18 protein-coding genes and 1 pseudogene are annotated in these 18,692 nt (G+C 59.9%); 15 read left to right on the top strand and 4 right to left on the bottom strand.

The genetic code is table 11. The features are described 5' to 3' along the window. Positions 1-1,049: 1,049 nt before the first annotated feature. Positions 1,050-1,775, bottom strand: a complete 726-nt coding sequence (locus tag BLW80_RS21285; RefSeq protein ID WP_093759514.1) for a FadR/GntR family transcriptional regulator — start codon at positions 1,773-1,775, stop codon at positions 1,050-1,052. A gap of 112 nt (positions 1,776-1,887) precedes the next feature. Then, positions 1,888-2,898, bottom strand: a complete 1,011-nt coding sequence (locus BLW80_RS21280; RefSeq protein WP_093759513.1) for a Gfo/Idh/MocA family protein — start codon at positions 2,896-2,898, stop codon at positions 1,888-1,890. Between the two features lie 254 nt (positions 2,899-3,152). Between BLW80_RS21280 and BLW80_RS21275 the strand changes: the two genes are divergently transcribed. The 12 genes and pseudogenes from BLW80_RS21275 to BLW80_RS21225 all read left to right on the top strand — a co-directional run bounded on the left by BLW80_RS21275 (position 3,153) and on the right by BLW80_RS21225 (position 14,429). Then, positions 3,153-4,316: an ABC transporter substrate-binding protein gene (locus tag BLW80_RS21275; RefSeq protein WP_170849753.1), complete on the top strand. Its 1,164-nt coding sequence runs from the start codon at positions 3,153-3,155 to the stop codon at positions 4,314-4,316. 99 nt (positions 4,317-4,415) lie between these two features. Then, the gene (locus BLW80_RS21270) at positions 4,416-5,471 is read left to right on the top strand and encodes an ABC transporter ATP-binding protein (protein WP_244528375.1); all 1,056 of its coding nucleotides are present in this window, start codon (positions 4,416-4,418) and stop codon (positions 5,469-5,471) included. Positions 5,472-5,482: 11 nt separating this feature from the next. Further along, a complete protein-coding gene (locus BLW80_RS21265) occupies positions 5,483-6,367 on the top strand; it encodes an ABC transporter permease (protein ID WP_093759510.1) in 885 nt (294 codons plus the stop codon). Positions 6,368-6,376: 9 nt separating this feature from the next. Continuing rightward, the gene (locus tag BLW80_RS21260; protein WP_093759509.1) at positions 6,377-7,189 is read left to right on the top strand and encodes an ABC transporter permease; all 813 of its coding nucleotides are present in this window, start codon (positions 6,377-6,379) and stop codon (positions 7,187-7,189) included. A 214-nt stretch (positions 7,190-7,403) separates the two neighbouring features. Continuing rightward, positions 7,404-7,790, top strand: a complete 387-nt coding sequence (locus BLW80_RS21255; protein WP_093759508.1) for a hypothetical protein — start codon at positions 7,404-7,406, stop codon at positions 7,788-7,790. 151 nt (positions 7,791-7,941) lie between these two features. Beyond that, a pseudogene (locus BLW80_RS30830) lies at positions 7,942-8,108 on the top strand (aldehyde dehydrogenase family protein); the annotation flags it as partial. A 626-nt stretch (positions 8,109-8,734) separates the two neighbouring features. Then, a complete protein-coding gene (locus BLW80_RS21250) occupies positions 8,735-9,616 on the top strand; it encodes a helix-turn-helix domain-containing protein (RefSeq protein ID WP_210185343.1) in 882 nt (293 codons plus the stop codon). A gap of 325 nt (positions 9,617-9,941) precedes the next feature. Continuing rightward, complete coding sequence (locus BLW80_RS21245; protein WP_089262191.1) at positions 9,942-10,916, top strand: isopenicillin N synthase family dioxygenase; 975 nt, start codon at positions 9,942-9,944, stop codon at positions 10,914-10,916. Between the two features lie 149 nt (positions 10,917-11,065). Continuing rightward, positions 11,066-11,890: an ABC transporter substrate-binding protein gene (locus BLW80_RS21240; protein WP_093759507.1), complete on the top strand. Its 825-nt coding sequence runs from the start codon at positions 11,066-11,068 to the stop codon at positions 11,888-11,890. Next, positions 11,887-12,744, top strand: a complete 858-nt coding sequence (locus tag BLW80_RS21235) for an amino acid ABC transporter permease (RefSeq protein WP_170849752.1) — start codon at positions 11,887-11,889, stop codon at positions 12,742-12,744. The genes BLW80_RS21240 and BLW80_RS21235 overlap by 4 nt, the downstream gene beginning before the upstream one ends. Continuing rightward, positions 12,741-13,508, top strand: a complete 768-nt coding sequence (locus BLW80_RS21230; RefSeq protein ID WP_093759505.1) for an amino acid ABC transporter ATP-binding protein — start codon at positions 12,741-12,743, stop codon at positions 13,506-13,508. The genes BLW80_RS21235 and BLW80_RS21230 overlap by 4 nt, the downstream gene beginning before the upstream one ends. A 27-nt stretch (positions 13,509-13,535) precedes the next feature. After that, positions 13,536-14,429, top strand: coding sequence for a polysaccharide deacetylase family protein (locus BLW80_RS21225; protein WP_093759504.1), 894 nt, complete (start codon positions 13,536-13,538; stop codon positions 14,427-14,429). Between the two features lie 24 nt (positions 14,430-14,453). Here the strand turns inward: BLW80_RS21225 and BLW80_RS30825 are convergent, their stop codons facing one another. Beyond that, positions 14,454-14,804 (bottom strand): hypothetical protein, encoded by a 351-nt coding sequence (locus tag BLW80_RS30825; RefSeq protein WP_244528373.1) that lies wholly within the window; start codon positions 14,802-14,804, stop codon positions 14,454-14,456. A gap of 30 nt (positions 14,805-14,834) precedes the next feature. Here BLW80_RS30825 and BLW80_RS21220 point away from each other — a divergent pair, with 30 nt between their 5' ends. Both BLW80_RS21220 and BLW80_RS21215 read left to right on the top strand, forming a co-directional pair. Next, positions 14,835-16,142 (top strand): amidohydrolase family protein, encoded by a 1,308-nt coding sequence (locus BLW80_RS21220; protein WP_244528372.1) that lies wholly within the window; start codon positions 14,835-14,837, stop codon positions 16,140-16,142. 285 nt (positions 16,143-16,427) lie between these two features. After that, positions 16,428-17,255 carry an NAD-dependent protein deacetylase gene (locus BLW80_RS21215; protein ID WP_093759502.1) on the top strand — a complete coding sequence of 276 codons (828 nt, stop codon included), beginning with the start codon at positions 16,428-16,430 and terminating at the stop codon, positions 17,253-17,255. Positions 17,256-17,271: 16 nt separating this feature from the next. Here the strand turns inward: BLW80_RS21215 and BLW80_RS21210 are convergent, their stop codons facing one another. After that, entirely contained in the window at positions 17,272-17,493 is a 222-nt protein-coding gene (locus BLW80_RS21210) for a hypothetical protein (RefSeq protein ID WP_139285875.1), read from the bottom strand. Between the two features lie 320 nt (positions 17,494-17,813). Between BLW80_RS21210 and BLW80_RS21205 the strand changes: the two genes are divergently transcribed. Then, entirely contained in the window at positions 17,814-18,692 is an 879-nt protein-coding gene (locus BLW80_RS21205; RefSeq protein ID WP_093759501.1) for a putative bifunctional lysylphosphatidylglycerol flippase/synthetase, read from the top strand.

Below are 18,692 nucleotides of genomic sequence, written 5' to 3'. Positions count from 1 at the left end.
AGGCGTTTACCGGCATGACCGAAGCTGTCGCCGAGCTTCGAGCGCCCTTTGCATCACGAGATTTGAGAGAACCGTCACGGGAAGTGGCGTGTTTTTCTCATGGAAGTTCCGGTCCGCCGGAAAAGGGAAGGGCCGCCCGTGGGCGACCCTTTTGGATTGTGGACTATCGCCGGATCGCTGAGTGCAATCAGCGGTTCGGCAGTCCACGGCAGTGAGAGCAAACGCTCTCCCAACGACCGAAGCGGAATCGCAGATAAGCGATTACGCGAACGGGCATCGTCAGCGGACACGAGAGCTGCATTGCAGCCTCCTTTCACACGAAAGCGGACCAGGCCGCCGCCCCTTGGGGGTCGAATCGACGCCCAAACCTTTGAAGAAGGGGCGATGGCCGATTCGTGTGAGTCGCTGATTCAATATAACCGCTAAGCGTTAAGTCCGCGATTAAGCGGCCGCATCTCGGCCCCACGTTTAGATGCACCTCCTCTGGCATCCGTAAAAATTAGACGCAGGCCCTTATTCTTTGTCACTGCGTTAGCAGCGATAAAGCGGTCAGCTCGCAACCCATTTGGGATCGTCCAGCGGGACAAAAAACGACCCGCGCCGAACTACACAAACCTAGGCGAAATATACTCGCCCGGCAAGGAGTAGTCCGGGTTCCTGAATCAAATACTAAATATGGTGGAAAGGGTGGATAACCAAGGGTACAGAACGCGCCTCGATTGGCGCCAAGTATCAGTGAGTCCTCATGGATTCGGAAGTCCAAAATATTTCTAGAACTGTCCGGAATCCGAGCTGCAACCACTGTTCACAGCTCAACTTTATTTTGTCATCTCGGGATTGCGTTCGCTGGGACTCAGACGTCGAAGGCTCCCCCGGTGGATAAATCGCTTTGCGCCCATTCAGCGCCTTGAGTGTAGTTCGTGGTGCATCGGCTTGGGGCGGCCGTACTGGTCACCAGACTTCGGCTATCGTCGCCCGCTGAACGCTTCTGCGGCCCCTTCCTGGAAGTCCGGGTGATGCTGCCGATGGCGAGTCGCTGCTGCGCGCAGCTATCCGCCTTCAAAAACGCGCTTGCGGGCATTCTCGATATGCGACCGCATAGCTTCGCGAGCTCCGGCTTCGTCTCTGGAGGCGATCGCATCGAGCACGGCCCGGTGCTCCTCTTGCCCACGCAGAAGTCGATCGCGAGGCTGGATCAAGGAGAGATTTCGATTGAGCGTGATACCCACGCTCACCTGAGACTGGATCGCGGCGAGAGTCGCGGCGAAGAAGCGATTGCCGGTGGCCTCTGCGACCGAGCGGTGGAACGCGATGTCTTCCTCTACGCCCAGCGCGGCATCTGCGATCACTTGATCCAGTGCCGCGATAGCGTCGCGGATCCGGCGCAGACCTTCCGGATCGTGATCGCGCGCGGCAAGCGCAGCGGCTTCTCCTTCGATGCCGATGCGAAATACGAAACAGCGCTGGATATCGGCAATGCTTCCCACGGGAGCGTAGTTGTAAACGTCTGCCGCGGGACGTCGCATCACGAATGAGCCGGCACCCTGCCGCGATGCGACGACGCCGTCATCGCGCAGCCGCATCAGCGCTTCACGGACGACCGGGCGCGACACGCCAAGCTGATCTGCCAGGCGCGTTTCAGGAGGAAGCCGTGAATTGACCGGATAGATTCCGACCGTGATCTGGCTGAGGACATGGTCGTAGACGCGGTCGCTAAGCTTTCCCGTCACAGCCGGGCGCTCCGGAATGTCGTCCCGTTTGACCGTTGAGCCCATGTTCACCCCGTCCTTGCTCCGAACATGCTCCAGTCTTTGGCAACATTACATCTTTTTGACAAGTCGGCGTGCTGCCGCTGACAATCCGGGATTGCAGCGCTGGCCAAACTGCTTAGGCGCGGGCGGCGGCGTCTGACAGCCAGGCTTCGATCAGCCGCTGCACGTGAAGGGCGGAGCGCACGCCATTGGATGGCTCGCGTCGTTGTTCGATTGCATCCAGCATCTCGGTGATCACGCCCCGATGCGGGCCGTGATCGAATGCCATCGGATCGGCACCTCCGCCGCCGGATTGCGCAGTCCCGACGGTCTCTGGCGGACCTTCGTGACGATGGATGACCAATTGAAACGTCTCGAGATAGGCCGAACCGCGCGTGCCCGCGATTTCGATACGCTCCGGATAGCCGGGCCGCGCAACACTGGTGGCATCGAGCACGCCGATGGCACCGCTTTGGAAACGGACCGCGGCCGCGGTCACGTCTTCAGTATCGATCGTTCGGAGCGGTGAGGTCGATGCAAAACCGGCGACGTCCTTGTGCGGTCCCACGAAATGCAGAAGCAGATCGAGCGTATGGATGGCCTGTGTGAGCAATACGCCGCCGCCGTCGCGCGCCTTCATGCCGCGGCCCGGTTGACGGAAATAGGCGTCATCACGCCACCAGCGGATCGATGCACTCGCCGACAGGATATCGCCCAGATCTCCCTGATCCAGCGCCGCCTTCAGGCGTAGTGCTGCGGGACGAAAGCGATGTTGCAGGCACACGCCGCACCGCACGCCGGCAGCCTCCGTGACGGCCGCGAGTTCCTCACCCCTGGCAACCGATATCTCGACGGGCTTCTCCACCAGAATGTGCTTTCCTGCTGCGGCTGCAGCCTGCACGGTCGCCAGATGCGTTCCAGGGGGCGTCAGTATCAGGATGAGATCGAGATCGGAGCGCGACAGCAAATCCTCTTGGCTATCGAAAACCGGAACGCCCCACTGCTGTGAAAACGCTGACCGCCGGTCCGCTGACGGCGCAAATCCGCCGACGATCGTAATCCGTCCCTGCGCCTGCAATTCAAGCAACGAAAGAATATGCGGCTTCACCGCCATTCCTAGCCCAATCAGGCCGACTCCAATTGGCATGCGTCTCTCCCGATGGCCGACCTTCTCAGGCGCCGACTTGTCGGCTCTTGGGGTCGGTTATGACGTCACAGATTGATATGCGAACGAGCAAGACGGGCAAGGTGCGACATCGCGACATCAGCAAGTCCTGCTCATGATTGGCCGATTGCGATCTCCCAATGCTTGACAGATGTCGCCCAACTCGTCGATGCTGTGTTTACAAATAAATGACAACCGCGCGCGACGCGGGTGCATATGCCAGGGAGGAATCGGAAATGCGGATCTGTCCGAATGCATTATTGCGCCCGTTTGCCGGCGCCGTGGCTGTCCTCGCCGTGACGGCCTTCGTTGGTGAACCCCTGAGGGCCGCCGAGCCGATCGTTCTCTCGATCATCGATACCGGTGGCGATCTCGCATCGACCCAGGTCATCATCGAGAACTACAAGAAGGCCAATCCCGACAAGATCAAGGAGATCAGGATACAGCGCGCGCCGGCGCCGGAGTTGCCGGCCAAGATCAAGGCTCAGCAGGATGCCGGACGGCTGGACATCAACCTTGTGCTGACCGGACAGGACGGTGGCGCGTTTCTCGCGGCCAACAACCAGCTGATCAAGATTCCTGATTTTGAGAAACAGTTTCCGCGCGATGAGATGACGCCTGCCGGTAAGGCGCTGTACGACGAAGGCCGCGATTATATGGTGCCGTCGGTGGGCAACGCCGGCGGGCCGGTGTTCGTCTACAATCCTAGCAAGGTGCCCAACCCGCCGAAAACCGCCGAAGAATTGCTGGCCTGGGCAAAGGCAAATCCGGGCCGGCTGATGTATGCGCGGCCGGCGAATAGCGGACCGGGCCGGTCGATCGTGCTGGGCATGGCGCACATTCTAAATGACTCAAAGCCACTCGATCCCGACAAGGGGTGGGACAAGACCTGGGCCTATCTGAAGGAGCTTGGGCAATACGTCGAATACTATCCGACGGGCACCGCGATCACATTGAAGGAATTCGCCCAGGGGCAACGCTGGATCATCGCCGGCATCATGGAATGGGACATGAAGCCCCGTGCCCAGAGCGTCATCCCGCCGGACTCCAAGATCACCATCCTTCAGAACACGACCTTCGTGGTTGACGGACATTACTGGTGCATCCCCACAGGCGTGCCGAAGGAGCAGGTCGACGTCATCCTCGATCTCATGAAGTTCATGCGCCGGCCTGAGCAGCAGGTCCTTTCCTGGCCGGGCTTCATTGGGCCGACGATCACCGCGGCCACCATGGAAAAGGCGCCCAAGGAGATCCAGGAGCTTGTGAAGGAATTCTGGCGCCCCGAATACGACGAAGTCGGCACCAAGTGGAAAGTATCTCCGCCCCTCGGCGTGAAGGAGTTGAGCTACGCGATGGATCGTTGGGACCGGGAAGTGGGCGCAAACCAGGTCAAGAAGTAATCAATTCGATGAGCGTGCGGGTCTGCATGTACGGGCCCGCCGGTGGCTTTGTTGCTTCTTACTCAGGAACGGGACGACATGAACGGGCCGGGAGATAGGTTGGACACGCTGAAGCTTGGAATCACCAAGCGCTATGGCAACAAGACCGTGCTGGACAACCTTGAACTCGATATCCGAAAGGGCGAGTTCGTCACCTTCCTCGGACCGAGTGGATGCGGAAAGTCGACGGCCTTGTCGATCGTCGCCGGCCTGATAGCGGCGACCGAGGGCGAGATCAGGCTCAATGGAGCGCGGGTCGATCATCTGCCGCCCGAGAAGCGTGCGTTCGGAATGGTGTTTCAAAACTACGCACTGTTTCCTCACATGACGGTCTTCGACAACGTCTCGTTCGGGCTCACCTTGAAGCCATTGTCCAAGGATGAGATCAAGAAGCGCACCGATGCGATGCTCAAACTGGTCCAATTGACCGGCTATGAGGAGCGCTATCCGGGCCAGCTCTCCGGCGGTCAGCAGCAACGCGTTGCGATTGCGCGGGCCCTCGTGTTGCATCCGCGCCTGATGCTGTTCGACGAGCCGCTATCAAATCTCGATGCCAAGCTGAGGGTCGAGATGCGGGCGGAGATCAAGCAGATACATGCCGCGCTGGGGCTGACGTCGATCTATGTGACCCACGATCAGGCTGAAGCATTGTCGCTGTCGGACAGGATCGTTGTGCTGCGCAATGGCGTCCTGATGCAGTCGGGTACCCCACAGGAAATCCACGACCGGCCGAAGAACGTCTTCGTGGCGGACTTCATGGGTTTCCGGAATTTCTTCAAGGTCAGGATCGCGTCAGTATCGGACGGAATCGCCGAAGGTGTCGGCGACGGAATCCGGATTCGAGCGCGGGCAGGAGCCGATGTGCGAGCGGATGTCGATATGGTGATGGCGATTCGCCCGGACGATATCCGGGCAGGCGGTGAGGTGGTTTCCGGTGCCGAAGATGTTAGTGGCCGTGTCGAAGTGGTCGAGTATCTCGGCCGGGAACAGGAAGCCGCCATACGCATCAATGACAACACGCGGGTCTGGTTACGCACCGCCGAGGCGATACGAACCGCCGACACGATTGGCCTTCAGTTTCCGATCGACAAGGTCGTCTTACTTCCTGCGGAATAGGCGAGAAAATAATGCGCGCCGTAGCCAACGATGAGAAAAGCGAATTCGACGCGCTGGCATTCTTCTGTTTGCTGCCGTCGCTGCTCTACGTTCTCTGCATGTTCGTCTATCCGTTTCTGTATGGTGTCTATCTCAGCCTTCAGCCGCAAAAGGTTGGCGGCTTCAGCCTCGCGAACTATCTTACCTTCTTCAGCGATCCCTATCAGTATGGTACGATCTGGATCACCTTCAGTCTGGCGATTCCCACTACGATCGTTGTCCTTCTGCTCGCTCTTTGGCTGGCTTACGGCATGCGCCGGGGCATTTTCATGGAACGGACCGTGACGACGATCTTGATCATGCCTATTTCGCTTGGCGTGATCCTGCTGTCGGAAGGTATCTTGGGTTTCTATGGTTCGCAGGGTTGGTTCAATCAGGTCCTTCTCGGATTAGGGCTTATCAAAGAGCCGTTCATTCTGACCCATAACTACGCTGGCGTTATGCTGGCGTTGTTCATGCAGCAGTTTCCGTTCTGCTTCCTGATGCTGCTGGGATACATATCCGGCATCGATCCCAGCCTTGAACGCTCGGCGCGGATGCTTGGTGCGACACCTTCGATTGTCTTCCGACGCGTGATGCTGCCGCTCATCGCGCCCGGTCTTGCCATCGCATTCGCACTGGTGTTCGTCATGAGCTTCGCGGTCTTTCCGTCCGCCATCATGCTCGGGCAGCCGGCGGGGACCACGCGCACGATCTCCATTGCGGCCTATCAGAAGGCCTTCGAACAATACGACATGTCGGCTGCTTCCGCGATCGCGGTGGTTATGGGCCTGTGTCAGCTGGCAGCGCTGCTGGTCATCATCCTGTTCCGTCGGCGGTTGTCGCCGGCAGCGACCATGGGCGTCGGAAAGAGATAGGGCCGCACAATGCGAAGCAGAATGTGGAAGCTCTCGCTCTATCTGTTCATTGTGGGTTTCATCCTCAACATGCTTGGAATTGTGTCGCATGTTGTCGTGAGCTCGTTTGCCAAGCGTTGGTTCGGCGGCCTGCTGCCGCCGGCCTATACGACGGACTGGTTTGCTTATGCGTGGAAGAATTTCGATCTGGGGCAGGTGTTAGGTGTCACGCTGCTAATCGTAGTCGTTGTCGTCTTCCTTGCATTGGCCATTGGATTTCCGGCCGCTTACATTCTTGCGCGACGAAATTTCCGATTCAAATCGGTCATTCTGCTGCTGTATTTTCTGCCGCTGGTCATCCCACAGATGACTTACGGGATTCCGCTGGCGACCACTCTCTACCGATACGGGGTCGGCGGATCCGTCGTCGGCGTGATTCTGGCGGTCCTGGTGCCGATGGTCCCGTTGGCCGTCTTCGTGTTGATGCCATTTTTCGAGCAGATCAGCGTCAATCTGGAATGGAGCGGGTCAATGCTTGGCGCAAGCCGGGCTCAGATTTTCAGGCGGATTCTGTTTCCCCTGATGGTACCGGGAATACTGACCGCCGGCGTCCTAGTGCTGGTCAATACGATATCGAATTTCGAGCTCGCATTTCTTCTCGGCGGTGGTGGATCGCAGACGCTCGTCGTCGCGTTATTCTACAACATGTTCGCCGGTGGTGTTCGCCCCGTCTATTCCATCGATGCCATGGCCGTGATCTACATGGTGATGGTCATGACGCTGCTTCTGATCGCATTGCGGTTCGTGCGCCCGACACAGATGGTGTTCAAGCTCGACAAGTAAATTCATTTGAGGCTGCGCGTGCTTGATCATCGCCGGGGTTGGCTCATGGCGCAAGGCGGACAGGGACCACCTGCCGAAGCATGGAGCCGGACCTAGCAACTGGCATCGACTTTTGTCGCGATCTTGAACCTGCCGTTCGAGGCGTGCAGATGTATGGAACGTTGAACAGTCCGATGACGAGCAGCCTGCTGGGTTCTCGTTCGCATATTGGTTCATGGGCATCAGCGCGGTCCTACGGGCGCCTGTTTCCAAATTGAATTTCGTGACTTTGCGGATACGTTGTACTTTGCGCTACACCGGCTTGGAACTTTATCCACCAACCGACGGGGTAACGGTGCAGATCATCTTCGCGCCGATCACTTTGACAACTGATGCGCCTGGCCAGACTCCGACTGGTGATCGGAAGCTGCTGTCGATCGTTTCGGCGCTGAGATGGATTCAGCGCTACGTCGAAGCTGAAACCCGCGCGTCCCCTCAATGGGTTGACGTCGTCAGCAGGCTAACTGCGGCGAGCGAAGATCCGGTCAGCACTGTTGACGCTAGGAATGCACTTCACGATGCAATGGTCGCCTATGGTTGGGCCAAGCGGAGTATCCATTGATTTCGTTTTGGCAAGCGACCGCGCGTGTTAGCCGCCGACATAGATATTGCCAGTATGACGGATTCAATCTGGTGCTGTGCGCGGCTGATGCGGTGTTGATTGTCGAGTCTATTCGCGCCTCATTTCGTCGGATCGGCGTCACGATTATCGGAAGGCGCGTAGCGTCGCCAATCGCATCCGCGCAGGACGTGTTTACCTCAACGGCGCCGCATTCCACTGCAGCCTTCCGTTGGCGGATACAAGCAGTCCGGTAATGGGCGCGAGTTCGGTGTTTTTGGCTTCGAAGAATATCTGGAGGTCAAAGCGATCATTGGGTAGCGAAGCCGGCTTCGCCCGCAAAACACGATAGTGGTTTGCCGCAAGTAGTCCGCCACGAGGCTGTCGTAGCTCTCGCGGCGCGGCGGCCGCGCGCTTCCTCCAAGTTGGCGCGCGGCCGCGACCATTTTGATCGGATCGTCCGCTCAGATTTCGTCGCCATAGGGAAGCCAGGGTATCAATAGTTCGACGAGGTGCTCTGCGTACGGGACGCGGTGCACAGGTTCGAGGTCTGCCACTTCAGCCATGATTTCAGAGGCTTAGTGTGCGACTGGAGGCTCTTCAAAGGCCGTTTTGCACGCAGCTGCATTTTATTCGTCCGTCACGTAATTTGGGCTTTACCCGGGTTAGGCACCATCTGCTTCCACTTCATGGTGGGGGGCGCTCAACGTCGGCAGGAATTTCTCCACGGTTGGCTGCAGCTGGCTGGGTGTTCCCTGCATCCAGGGCACGCAGAACGCCGTGTCAGTCTCGGTAATGCCGCGCGGGGATCTCAGTCTCCAACTCATCCCGGGACATGTAGCGCTTGTCGCAAGTGATCATCGCGCTTAGTCATAGGCGATATTGTCGAGTGGTTCGAATCCGGCACTGGTATCGTTCCCGCGTCGCTCTCATGGGCATCTTTATTTATGGCTGTGCAATACGAGCAAATTGCCGAAAGACTGCGGGCATATCGCATCGGGAGGGGCCTCTCCACGGAGGAGATGGCGGCCCAACTCGGAATTTCCAGAGCGGCGGTCTACCGGCTGGAAAAAGGCGGATTGATCAAGCTTGAGATACTGGAGCGGATTTCCGAATTGCTCGGCGTCTCACTGGCTTCGCTGCTGGACGCGGGCGTCGAATATCACAGCAACGCTGTCAGCTTCTTCGAACGCATGCGCCAGATCGAGCTGACCTCGGAGCGCGTGCTGGCGCACTATGAGCCGATCTCGTTCATTCTGGCATCCGAAGACTACAACGATCATCTGCGCCAGATGCTCATCGAGACGCTGCCGGCGAACGGAGCGAAGGCCGATCTCAAGCGACAGATTGACGATGTGATCCGAATTCTGTCGGAACGGAAATCGCTACTACGTCAGAAGCAACCGAATGTGGCCAGCATCATCGGCGTATTGGAGATCGAACGGTTTCTGCGTCTTGGACTGGTGGGACGCCTGGATCTTCCTGCCGCCGTGCAGAAGAAGCGGCGGCTGGCTGCTGCGGTCGAAGTGGAACGGATCGCGCAGTTGATGGAACAGGAGCCGGTTGGAATCCAGATCGGCCTGGTCGAGTGCGTCATGCCAAGTCAGACATTCCAGATATTTCGACGTAGCGAAGGCTCGCTGGTGTCGGTCAGTCCGTATCGTCTGGGTGAATTGCCGAACATCCTGACGGGCGTTGCCATTGTCACGGCCGCTGCGGAGGCCGTCCAATTGCACGAAGCGATGTTCAAGAAATTGTGGAACGGGTCCGTCCGGGGGGCGGCCGGCGCAATGCTGTTGCGAAAGCTGATGAAGCGCACGCTGGCATAGCTGTGCGAGTCGGCAGCCGCCGACGGATAAATTTTGAGACAGCGCGGATTTCCAGTCGAATCTATTCGTTGTGCAGATGGTGGCGTTATTTGCGTCATTTCGCGTGATATTTGCCGCCAACCTATGCAGTGCGAAAGCGGTTCGTTGACTTGTTCGGCGGCTGTCTCAATTTTGATATTTTTGTTGACTTTTGATCTGCGGCCCAACAATTTTGATCGCGTCGAAAGGGGGAAGTGCGTGCAGGCTCGTCGTCAGGCCGGTCGCCGATCCAGTCAATCCCGGTCGAGACGTCATTCGAACCTGCAAGCTGCGACAGGAGACATCAATGCTAGGCCAGCCGACCCAGAGCAACCTCGCGGCTTTCGATGAAATTCCGATCGTTGATATCTCAGGTGCAAATGATCCGTCCAAGCGGGCGGCTCTGGCCCGCGAAGTGGTCGCGGTAGCCGAGCAGGTCGGGTTCATGTACATCGTCGGCCACGGCATCGGCGACGATATCCTGGACGGCGTGTTCGACATGAGCCGGAAATTCTTTGACCTGCCGGATGCCGAGAAGCGCAAGATTCACATCTCCAAGTCGCGTCAATACCGCGGCTATCTCGGCCTTCGCGAGAAGGGCGATACCGACCCGAGCTTCAAGGGCAATAATCTGGAAGCGTTTCATTGCGCGGCGGAACTCGACGAAAGTCACCCCGATGTCAAAGCCAATCTGCCGCTGCGAGGTCCAAACCTGTGGCCGTCCGGGCCGGACGGTTTCCGCGATATCGTCTACTCATATTATGAGCGGACGTACCAGGTGGGGACCACGCTGCTCGAATTGCTCGCGGAGGGTCTCGGCGAGCCCACCGACAAGTTCACGAAATACTATGCCCACGATGTGTCGCAGTTGCGGTTGCTGCGCTATGCGCAGATCGAAGATCCGACCGTCGAGCTGTTGGCGCGCGCGCATTGCGACACCGGCGTCATCACCATCCTGTCGCAGGACCAGACCGGCGGCCTGGAAGTGCAGAACAAGAGCGGCGACTGGATCGCGGCGCCTCCGTTAAAGGGCTCCTACATCATCAATATCGGCAACACGCTGCAGTTCTGGACCAAGGGCAGGTTCTCCTCGACCAATCATCGTGTCGCCAACCGCGGCAGCGGTGCGCCGCGCTTTTCGATCCCGTTCTTCATGACGCCGGATTTCGACGCCGTGGTGAAGCCGCTGGGGTCGGAGAATGAGCCCGAGGCGCCGACCTTCAGCGTCGGTGAAGAGATGCTGACCACCTACAAGCGCATCTGGCCGTCGCCGGTCGTCTGATCGGTGCGCAGCGTGCGGCACGACGATTGCATCTGTGAGTACGGGCCGTGGAGCGCTTACGGAATATCAGATTGACCCCACGAACCTGCCTGCCTCTTCACGACAATCGACGTTGAACCACTATCGGAATTGCCAACCAAGGAACTGACATGAGGTCTACCTCGATCGCCGCTATCGTCGGCGTACTTCTGGCCGCCACCGTCGTGCAGGGTGCGGAGTTGCCGGAGGCGATCAAGAAGGCCGGCGAGTTGAAGCTGACTGTCAGCTCGACTTACGCGCCGATGGAATATCGCGATCCAGCCACCAATGAACTTGTCGGGCTGGACATCGATCTCGGCACTGAGATCGGCAAGCGACTCGGGCTCAAGGTGGTCTGGAGTGAGACCAAATTCGCCGAGATCATCCCGGCGCTGCAAACCAAGCGCGCCGATTTCGTCATCAGTGGCATTTCGGATCGGCTGTCACGCCGTGAGACCGCCGACTTCGTCGATTATCTGAGGACCGGCCCGCAATTCTTCCTTCTGGCTGAGAGCCCCGTTCAGGCCGCCATCGACCTCTGCGGCAAGAAGGTCGGAACTACCCGCAGCACGATCTATCCCCAGGACATCGAGCGCTGGAGCAAGGCCAATTGCGAGACCGCCGGCAAGCCCGCGGTGCAGTTCACCCCCGGTGAGAATGCGGTCGATGTCCGCAATCAGCTGAAGCAGGGCCGCATCGATGCCGCGGTGCAGGGCAGCGAGACGCTGCCTTATGCCCAGCAGCAGGAGCCAGGCAAATACCGCGTCGTCGGCGAGCCGATCGGCAGCGGTTATCAGGGCATCATGTTCCGCAAGGAAGACACCGTGCTGCGCGACGCCGTGTTCGAGGCGCTGGGTGCGATGATCACCGACGGCACCTACAAGACCATCCTCACCAAATGGGGAATCCCGGGCAACGCGATCGAAAAGCCTATGATCAACGCGGCCGCGCAATGAACGCAGCGGAACGACTTGCTGGCGATTTCCCCGATCTGTCGGGGATGCCGATCGCGCGGCAGCTGCACTGGCAACGCTGGATCACTGCGGCCGCGATCCTTTTGCTGCTGGCGGCCATCGGCCGTGCTTTCGCCAACGGTCAGATCGAATGGTCCTATGTCGGCCGCTTCCTGACCGTACCGGTAATTTTGCAGGGCATCGCCAACACCGTGATCATGGCGGTGCTTGCGATGTCGCTCGGCATCGTGCTCGGGGTCGTCATCGCCATCATGCGGCTGTCGTCCAATCCGGTGCTGAAGACGGTGGCAGCCGGCTACACCTGGCTGTTCCGCGGCACGCCTTTGATCTTGCAGTTGCTACTCTGGTTCAACATCGCGCTGGTGTTTCCGACTATCGGCCTTCCCGGTCTTTGGTCGGCGCGGGCGGTCGACGTCATGACGCCGTTCCTGTCGGCGCTGCTTGGCCTCGGCATCAATCAGGGCGCCTACACGTCCGAGGTCATGCGCGCCGGGATTCTGTCGGTGGATACAGGGCAATACGAGGCTGCGCAGGCGATCGGCATGAGCCGGCTGCAGGCGCTGCGCCGGATCATCTTTCCGCAGGCGATGCGCGTCGTGACGCCACCGCTCAGCAACGAGTTCATCGGCATGGTCAAGGCAACGTCGCTGGCCAGCGTGATCCAGTATCCGGAAGTGCTTCATAACGCCGAAAATATCTATTACGCCAATTCGCGCGTCATCGAACTCCTGATCGTGGCCGGGCTCTGGTACCTGCTGGTGGTGTCGATTCTGACTCCGCTACAGATGTTGATCGAGAAGCGCTTCGCCCGCGGTTCAGTACAGACGCTGCGATGAACAGACCCCTCGTTGCGATCCGCTCGGTCAGCAAGACCTTTGGCGACTTTCAGGCGCTGAAGCAGGTCTCGCTGGATGTGCATGCCGGCGAAGTGATGTGTCTGGTCGGCGCGTCCGGCTCGGGCAAGACGACGCTGTTGCGCTGTGTCAACCAGCTCACGGAGATCGACAGCGGCGCCATCTGGCTCGATGGCGAACTGCTCGGCCTACGCGAGGAGGGCGGGCGGCTGCATCGCTTGAATGAGAAGAAAATTGCGAAGCAGCGGCTGAAAACCGGCATGGTGTTCCAGCGCTTCAATCTGTTCCCGCACAAGACCGCACTTGAGAATATCATCGAGGGACCGATGCAGGTGCAGGCGCGCAATGCCGCGGAGGTTATTGCCGAGGCGATGGAATTGCTACGCCGTGTCGGGCTGGCGGAAAAGGCCGGGTCCTATCCCTCGCAACTGTCTGGTGGCCAGCAGCAGCGCGTAGCGATTGCGCGCGCGCTGGCGATGAAGCCGATGCTGATGCTGTTCGACGAGCCAACCAGCGCGCTGGACCCGGAACTGGTCGGAGAGGTGCTCGCGGTCATGAAGGAGCTCGCGCGCAGCGGGATGACCATGATGGTGGTGACGCACGAGCTCGGATTTGCGCGAGAGGTCGCCGACAAGGTGGTCTACATGGATCGGGGCGTGATCGTGGAATCCGGAACGGCGGCCGAAGTCCTCGGCGCACCGCGTGAAGCGCGAACGCAACTCTTTCTCTCGGCAGTGATCCGATAAACAACGACCTGAAAAAGGTGATGACCGATGCAGGACAGTAAAGCGCTCAACAGTATCCCCCTGGTTCCCGCCAACAGCGCCGCGCCGGCACCTGAATTTCCGTGGCCGAAGTCCTATACGTCCGCCATGTTCCTGGCCTTCGACGTTGACGCGGAAAGCGCCTGGACGGGCAAGGATGCCGCGCATGCGCAGCGCCTGGTGACCTTGAGCTATGGCGGTTACGAAGCGCGCGTCGGCGTGCCGAAGCTGCTGCAACTGCTCGACCAGCTCGATCTGAAGGCGACGTTCTTCGTGACCGGCTGGACCGTGGACGCGCATCCGGCGATGGCGGAATCGATCCTGAAGGCCGGCCACGAGATCGGCCATCATGGCTATCATCATCTGGTGGTGGAACCGGGCGACCCCGTCGAGGAGGAGCTGGAACGGGGTCTCGACGCCCTGAAGCGCCGTCTCGGCGTGGTACCGAAGGGATACCGCGCGCCGGTCGGCGAATTTTCCGAAGCGCTGCGCGTGGCGCTGGCGCAACGTGGTTTCGCCTACAGCTCGTCGTTCCGCGACGATGTCCGGCCATATCGCCACCGCCTTGCCAATGGCCAGCCGGGCACGATCGAACTGCCGGTGACGGCAAGTTATGACGACTGGATGCACGGGCTGTCGAATCGCTTCAGCCCGCGCTCGATCTTTCCCAAGGAACATGTGCTGTCGATCTGGAAGGACGAACTGGACGAGATTCGAGACTGGGGTGCCATGGTCACCACCGTGCTGCATCCGCAATGCAGCGGCCGGCCGATGCGGCTGCGCCTGCTGCGCGAGTTTCTGACTTACGCGAAATCCTGTCCCGATTTGTGGATCGCGAATGGCGCGGCAATCGCGGCGCATTACCAGATGCACGAGTTGGACGCCGGCCTGCGCTCGGCATGAGATCATGACCACGCTCTCCCGACATCACGTTCGGCATGAGATCGGCCGCTCCATGCCGCGGGGCGCGACGCGGTGCTTCGCCGCCGGCGATGGCCGCTGTCTCGACGACGTGTCGGTCAAGGGCGAACTGCACGCGGCATTCTTGCGCAGCCCGCACGGGCAGTCTGCATGAGCCAGGTGCAGAGAACCCTCATTACAGGTGGCCGCATACTCGATCCGGATGGCGAACTCGACCGGCCTCCCGTCGCCGACGTTCTGATTATCGATGGGCGAATTGCGGCGATAGGTCCCGAAGGGAAGCTCGATGCAGGCGAGGATGCCCGCGTCATCGACGCGCGCGGCAAGTTGGTAACGCCCGGCTTCATCAATGCGCATTACCATTCCCATGATGTCCTGCTGCGCGGGATGTTCGAGCAGATGCCGCTTGAGGTCTGGGGGCTCTACAGCTTTCCGTCGAACTATCCCCGTCGCAGCGACGAAGAGGTCCGTATCAGGACGTTGCTTGGCGCCGTGGAGAATCTGCGCTGCGGCGTGACTACCGTGCAGGACATGGTATCCATCGTGGGGCCGGATCAGCGCCATATGGACGCGGTGCTGTCCGCCTATCAGGAGGCGGGCATTCGCGCCGTCCTGGCGCTTCAGCTTGGCGACAAGGCTGCGGCTGATACGGTACCATTCTGGCGTGAAGAACTCTCTGCCGATGCGCTTCGGGAGCTTGGCGGAAGCCTCGATCCCCGTCCGATGCAACATTTCGTCGCTTCGCTGCTGGATGCGCCGCGATCCGAACTTGTAAGCTGGGCGCTGGCGCCATCCGCGCCACAGCGCTGCTCGGAACAGTTGTTGCAATGGACGGCGCAAATGGCCGCGGACCGGGCTCTGCGCGTGTTTACACATCTCTACGAGACGCGCTCGCAGGCATTGCTCGCCCGCCTCGCATATCAAGGAGATCATCGCTCACTGGTGTCTTTTCTCGATCGTCTGGGTCTGCTTAGCGATCGCCTAACCATTGCGCACGGCGTGTGGATTTCCGATCATGAGATCGCGCAGTTGGGCGCGGCAGGTGTGAATCTCGCGTTCAACCCCGTCAGTAATTTGAAATTGCTGAACGGCATCGCACCGATCCGGCGTTATGCCGAAGCCGGGGTGAACGTCGCACTTGGATGCGACAACTGCAGCGGCAGCGATTCCCAGAATATCTTTGAATCGATGAAGGCGTTCGCTCTGTATTGGGCGCTGCAAGGGGAAGCCGGCGAAGCCGGCGCCGCGCGGGCCGCGTTTCGGGCTGCGACGATAGGTGGCGCCAAGGCGCTCGGATGCGAGGCCGATCTTGGAGCGATCAGGCCAGGCGCGAAGGCTGATCTCGTGCTCATCAGTCTCGATGATCCCGCTTTCGTACCGCTGAACAGTGCGGTCCGCCAATTGGTATATGCCGGCACGCCGCGCGCCATCGATACGGTCCTCGTCGCGGGCGAACCGGTCGTCGTTGATGGCCGCACCACGCGTGTGACCCAGCAGAGCGTGATGGCAGCGGCCGCCGGGGTGCAGGCCTGCCTGTGCGAGGAATACCACGCGGTCAGCGCCCGACTGGATCCGGTGGCGCGCGAGATTCTCGGCGTTCATCGCAAGATAGAATGCCAGCCGATCGATATCGACCGGCTGCGGCTGAGAGACAGCAAGGTGTCCGGTCTGATGATCAGGGCCGGGAAGACGTGACCGTCATCGTTGCGCGGGTATGCACTGCCAGTTATCGCTGCGACCTTCGCCGGAATACTCAGCAACAGCGTGAGCGAGCTGAAACGAGGGCCGTGATGCGGTCTTCTTCGCGGGGGAATCGAAGATCGGTCTCAGAAGGTTCTTCAGCGTGCGACCGGTTGATCGAATAAGCACTCGGGATCGAGCGCAGTGGAATTTCAGAAATTTGCCCCCATATATCCGGCTGGATATGCCGCGTCCGCGCGCGGCTGGCATTGTTTCCCGCCGAGAGATAATCGTTCCTCTATGACCCCACCCAATGTCCTTCGCGACTTCGTCGATCGCCATGAACGCCTGTTTGTCCTGACCGGCGCGGGCTGCAGCACCAATTCGGGCATTCCCGACTATCGCGACACTGACGGCAACTGGAAGCGGACGCAGCCTGTGACCTTTCAGGCCTTCATGGGCGAGGAACTGACGCGGCAGCGTTATTGGGCGCGCAGTCTCATTGGCTGGCGTCGGTTCGGTCAGGCGCGGCCGAACGATGCGCATCATGCGCTGGCGCGGCTCGAACAGATCGGCAAATGCGAAGTTCTGCTGACCCAGAATGTCGACCGGCTGCATCAGGCCGCTGGCAGCAAGAAGGTCATCGACCTTCATGGTCGGCTCGACCTCGTTCGCTGCATGGGATGTGAACGCCGGATCCAGCGCGACGAGTTTCAGCACGAGATGGGTCGCTTGAACACAGGATGGCTGGACCTCGATGCGGCCGTTGCGCCCGATGGCGATGCCGATCTGGAGGGCGTCGATTTCGCATCCTTTGTCGTGCCGGCTTGCGAGATCTGCGGCAGCATCCTCAAGCCGGATGTCGTGTTCTTTGGCGAGAACGTGCCGCGCGAATTCGTCGATGCCGCGCTCGGCCACTTGCACAACGCTGATGCCATGCTGATCGCCGGTTCGTCTTTGATGGTCTATTCCGGGTTTCGCTTCGTTCAGGCGGCTATGCGGGCGGAGATTCCCATCGCCGCGGTCAATCTTGGCCGCACGCGTGCTGACGAGTTTCTCAGCTTCAAGGTCGAAGATCGCTGCGAGGACGCGCTCGCGTTCCTGCTTCAGCCAGCGGACGCGCCGTAAAACGGCAAGCCTCGGCTCAGGCTGCCAGATCCCACAGTCGCGGACAGCCGCGCAGAACCACGGCGCGGCCCATCGGCGTGAGCGCCGGGTGAGTGTCCGATAGCGCAACCAGTCCCATCGCAACCAGCTGATCGAGCACGTAACGGTTCAGCTTGGCCGGTGGCAGGATCGCTGGGCGAAGCATCCGCAATGTGTCCCACTGGTTTTCGGTGAGCTGATATTCGGTCTCGGTCGACATGGTGTCCTGCTTGGATGAATCAGTGCATTCAGTGCGCATGGCTTACGGAACCCGCATGACCTTGATGCGACATGGCGGGGGCGAAATCTGGAAATCACCGGATTGTTGGATGACGCCAAAACGCTGCTTTTGCGCAGCTGTCACATGGACGTGCAACAGAACGCGCGAACACATGCGCGAATCACGGCGTGCTCAGACCTAATGAAAAGTAGAACAATGTGCCACCCGCATTGAAAAATATCATGCAGCTGATGCGTACGCGCCTCAGCTGGAGGTGGCTTGGCGCGCTCCTTAGCATAGCAATTGCTACGATTGCGTTTATGGCGCTGTCCAAGGCGCTTAAGGGCGTGGATTTCGCCCACGTGCTGTCTGCCATGCACATGGTACCGCCAGGCAGCATCGCGCTGGCGCTGGTGCTGGTGGCGATCTCCTATGGCAGCCTGACGCTGTATGACTGGCTGGCCCTGCAGATGATCGGGCGAGGGGACATTCCCTTCAGGATTGCAGCGCTGGCCAATTTCACCAGCTATCCGATTTCGCACGGAACCGGCGCCGTGCTGCTGGTGTCATCGGCGGTACGCTACCGGATTTATGCACCGCACGGCATCGGCCCAGCCGGCGTCGCCCGCATCTGCTTCCTGACCGGACTCACCTTCTGGCTCGGTAATCTCACCGCGCTGGCGCTGAGCACCTTGCACGAGCCAGGCGCCATCAGTCGGATCGATCAGCTCTCACTCGAGATCAACCGCTTCATCGCGGTCGCAATTCTCGCGGGTATCGTCGCCTATGTCGCCTGGACGTGGAACGGTATGCGGACACTCGGCGGCCGCAACTGGTCGGTGCCGGTGCCGAGCGGGCGCAACGTGTTCTTCCAGATCGGCATCGGGCTCGTCGATCTCGGAGCTGCGGCGCTGGCGATGTATGTACTGATCCCCGAGACGATGGATGTCGGGGTCGCGCAGGTGATCGTCGTCTTCATCGCCGCCACGCTGTTGGGGTTCGCCAGTCATGCACCCGCCGGCATCGGAGTGTTCGATGCGACAATTCTGGTCGGGCTTGGCGGCGAACATACCGAACAGCTGCTGGCTGTGCTGCTGCTGTTTCGGCTGTTCTACCACCTGATTCCGTTCGTGCTGTCGCTGACGCTGTTCGGCGCCGTTGAAGCCTACCGGAATGTGAACAGGCGCAAGCTCGCCTGA

The organism is Tardiphaga sp. OK245 (assembly GCF_900108575.1).
GTDB classification, from domain to species: domain Bacteria; phylum Pseudomonadota; class Alphaproteobacteria; order Rhizobiales; family Xanthobacteraceae; genus Tardiphaga; species Tardiphaga robiniae.
Note: the sequence above shows the minus strand (reverse complement) of the source record. Positions and strands in the feature narration are given on the sequence as shown.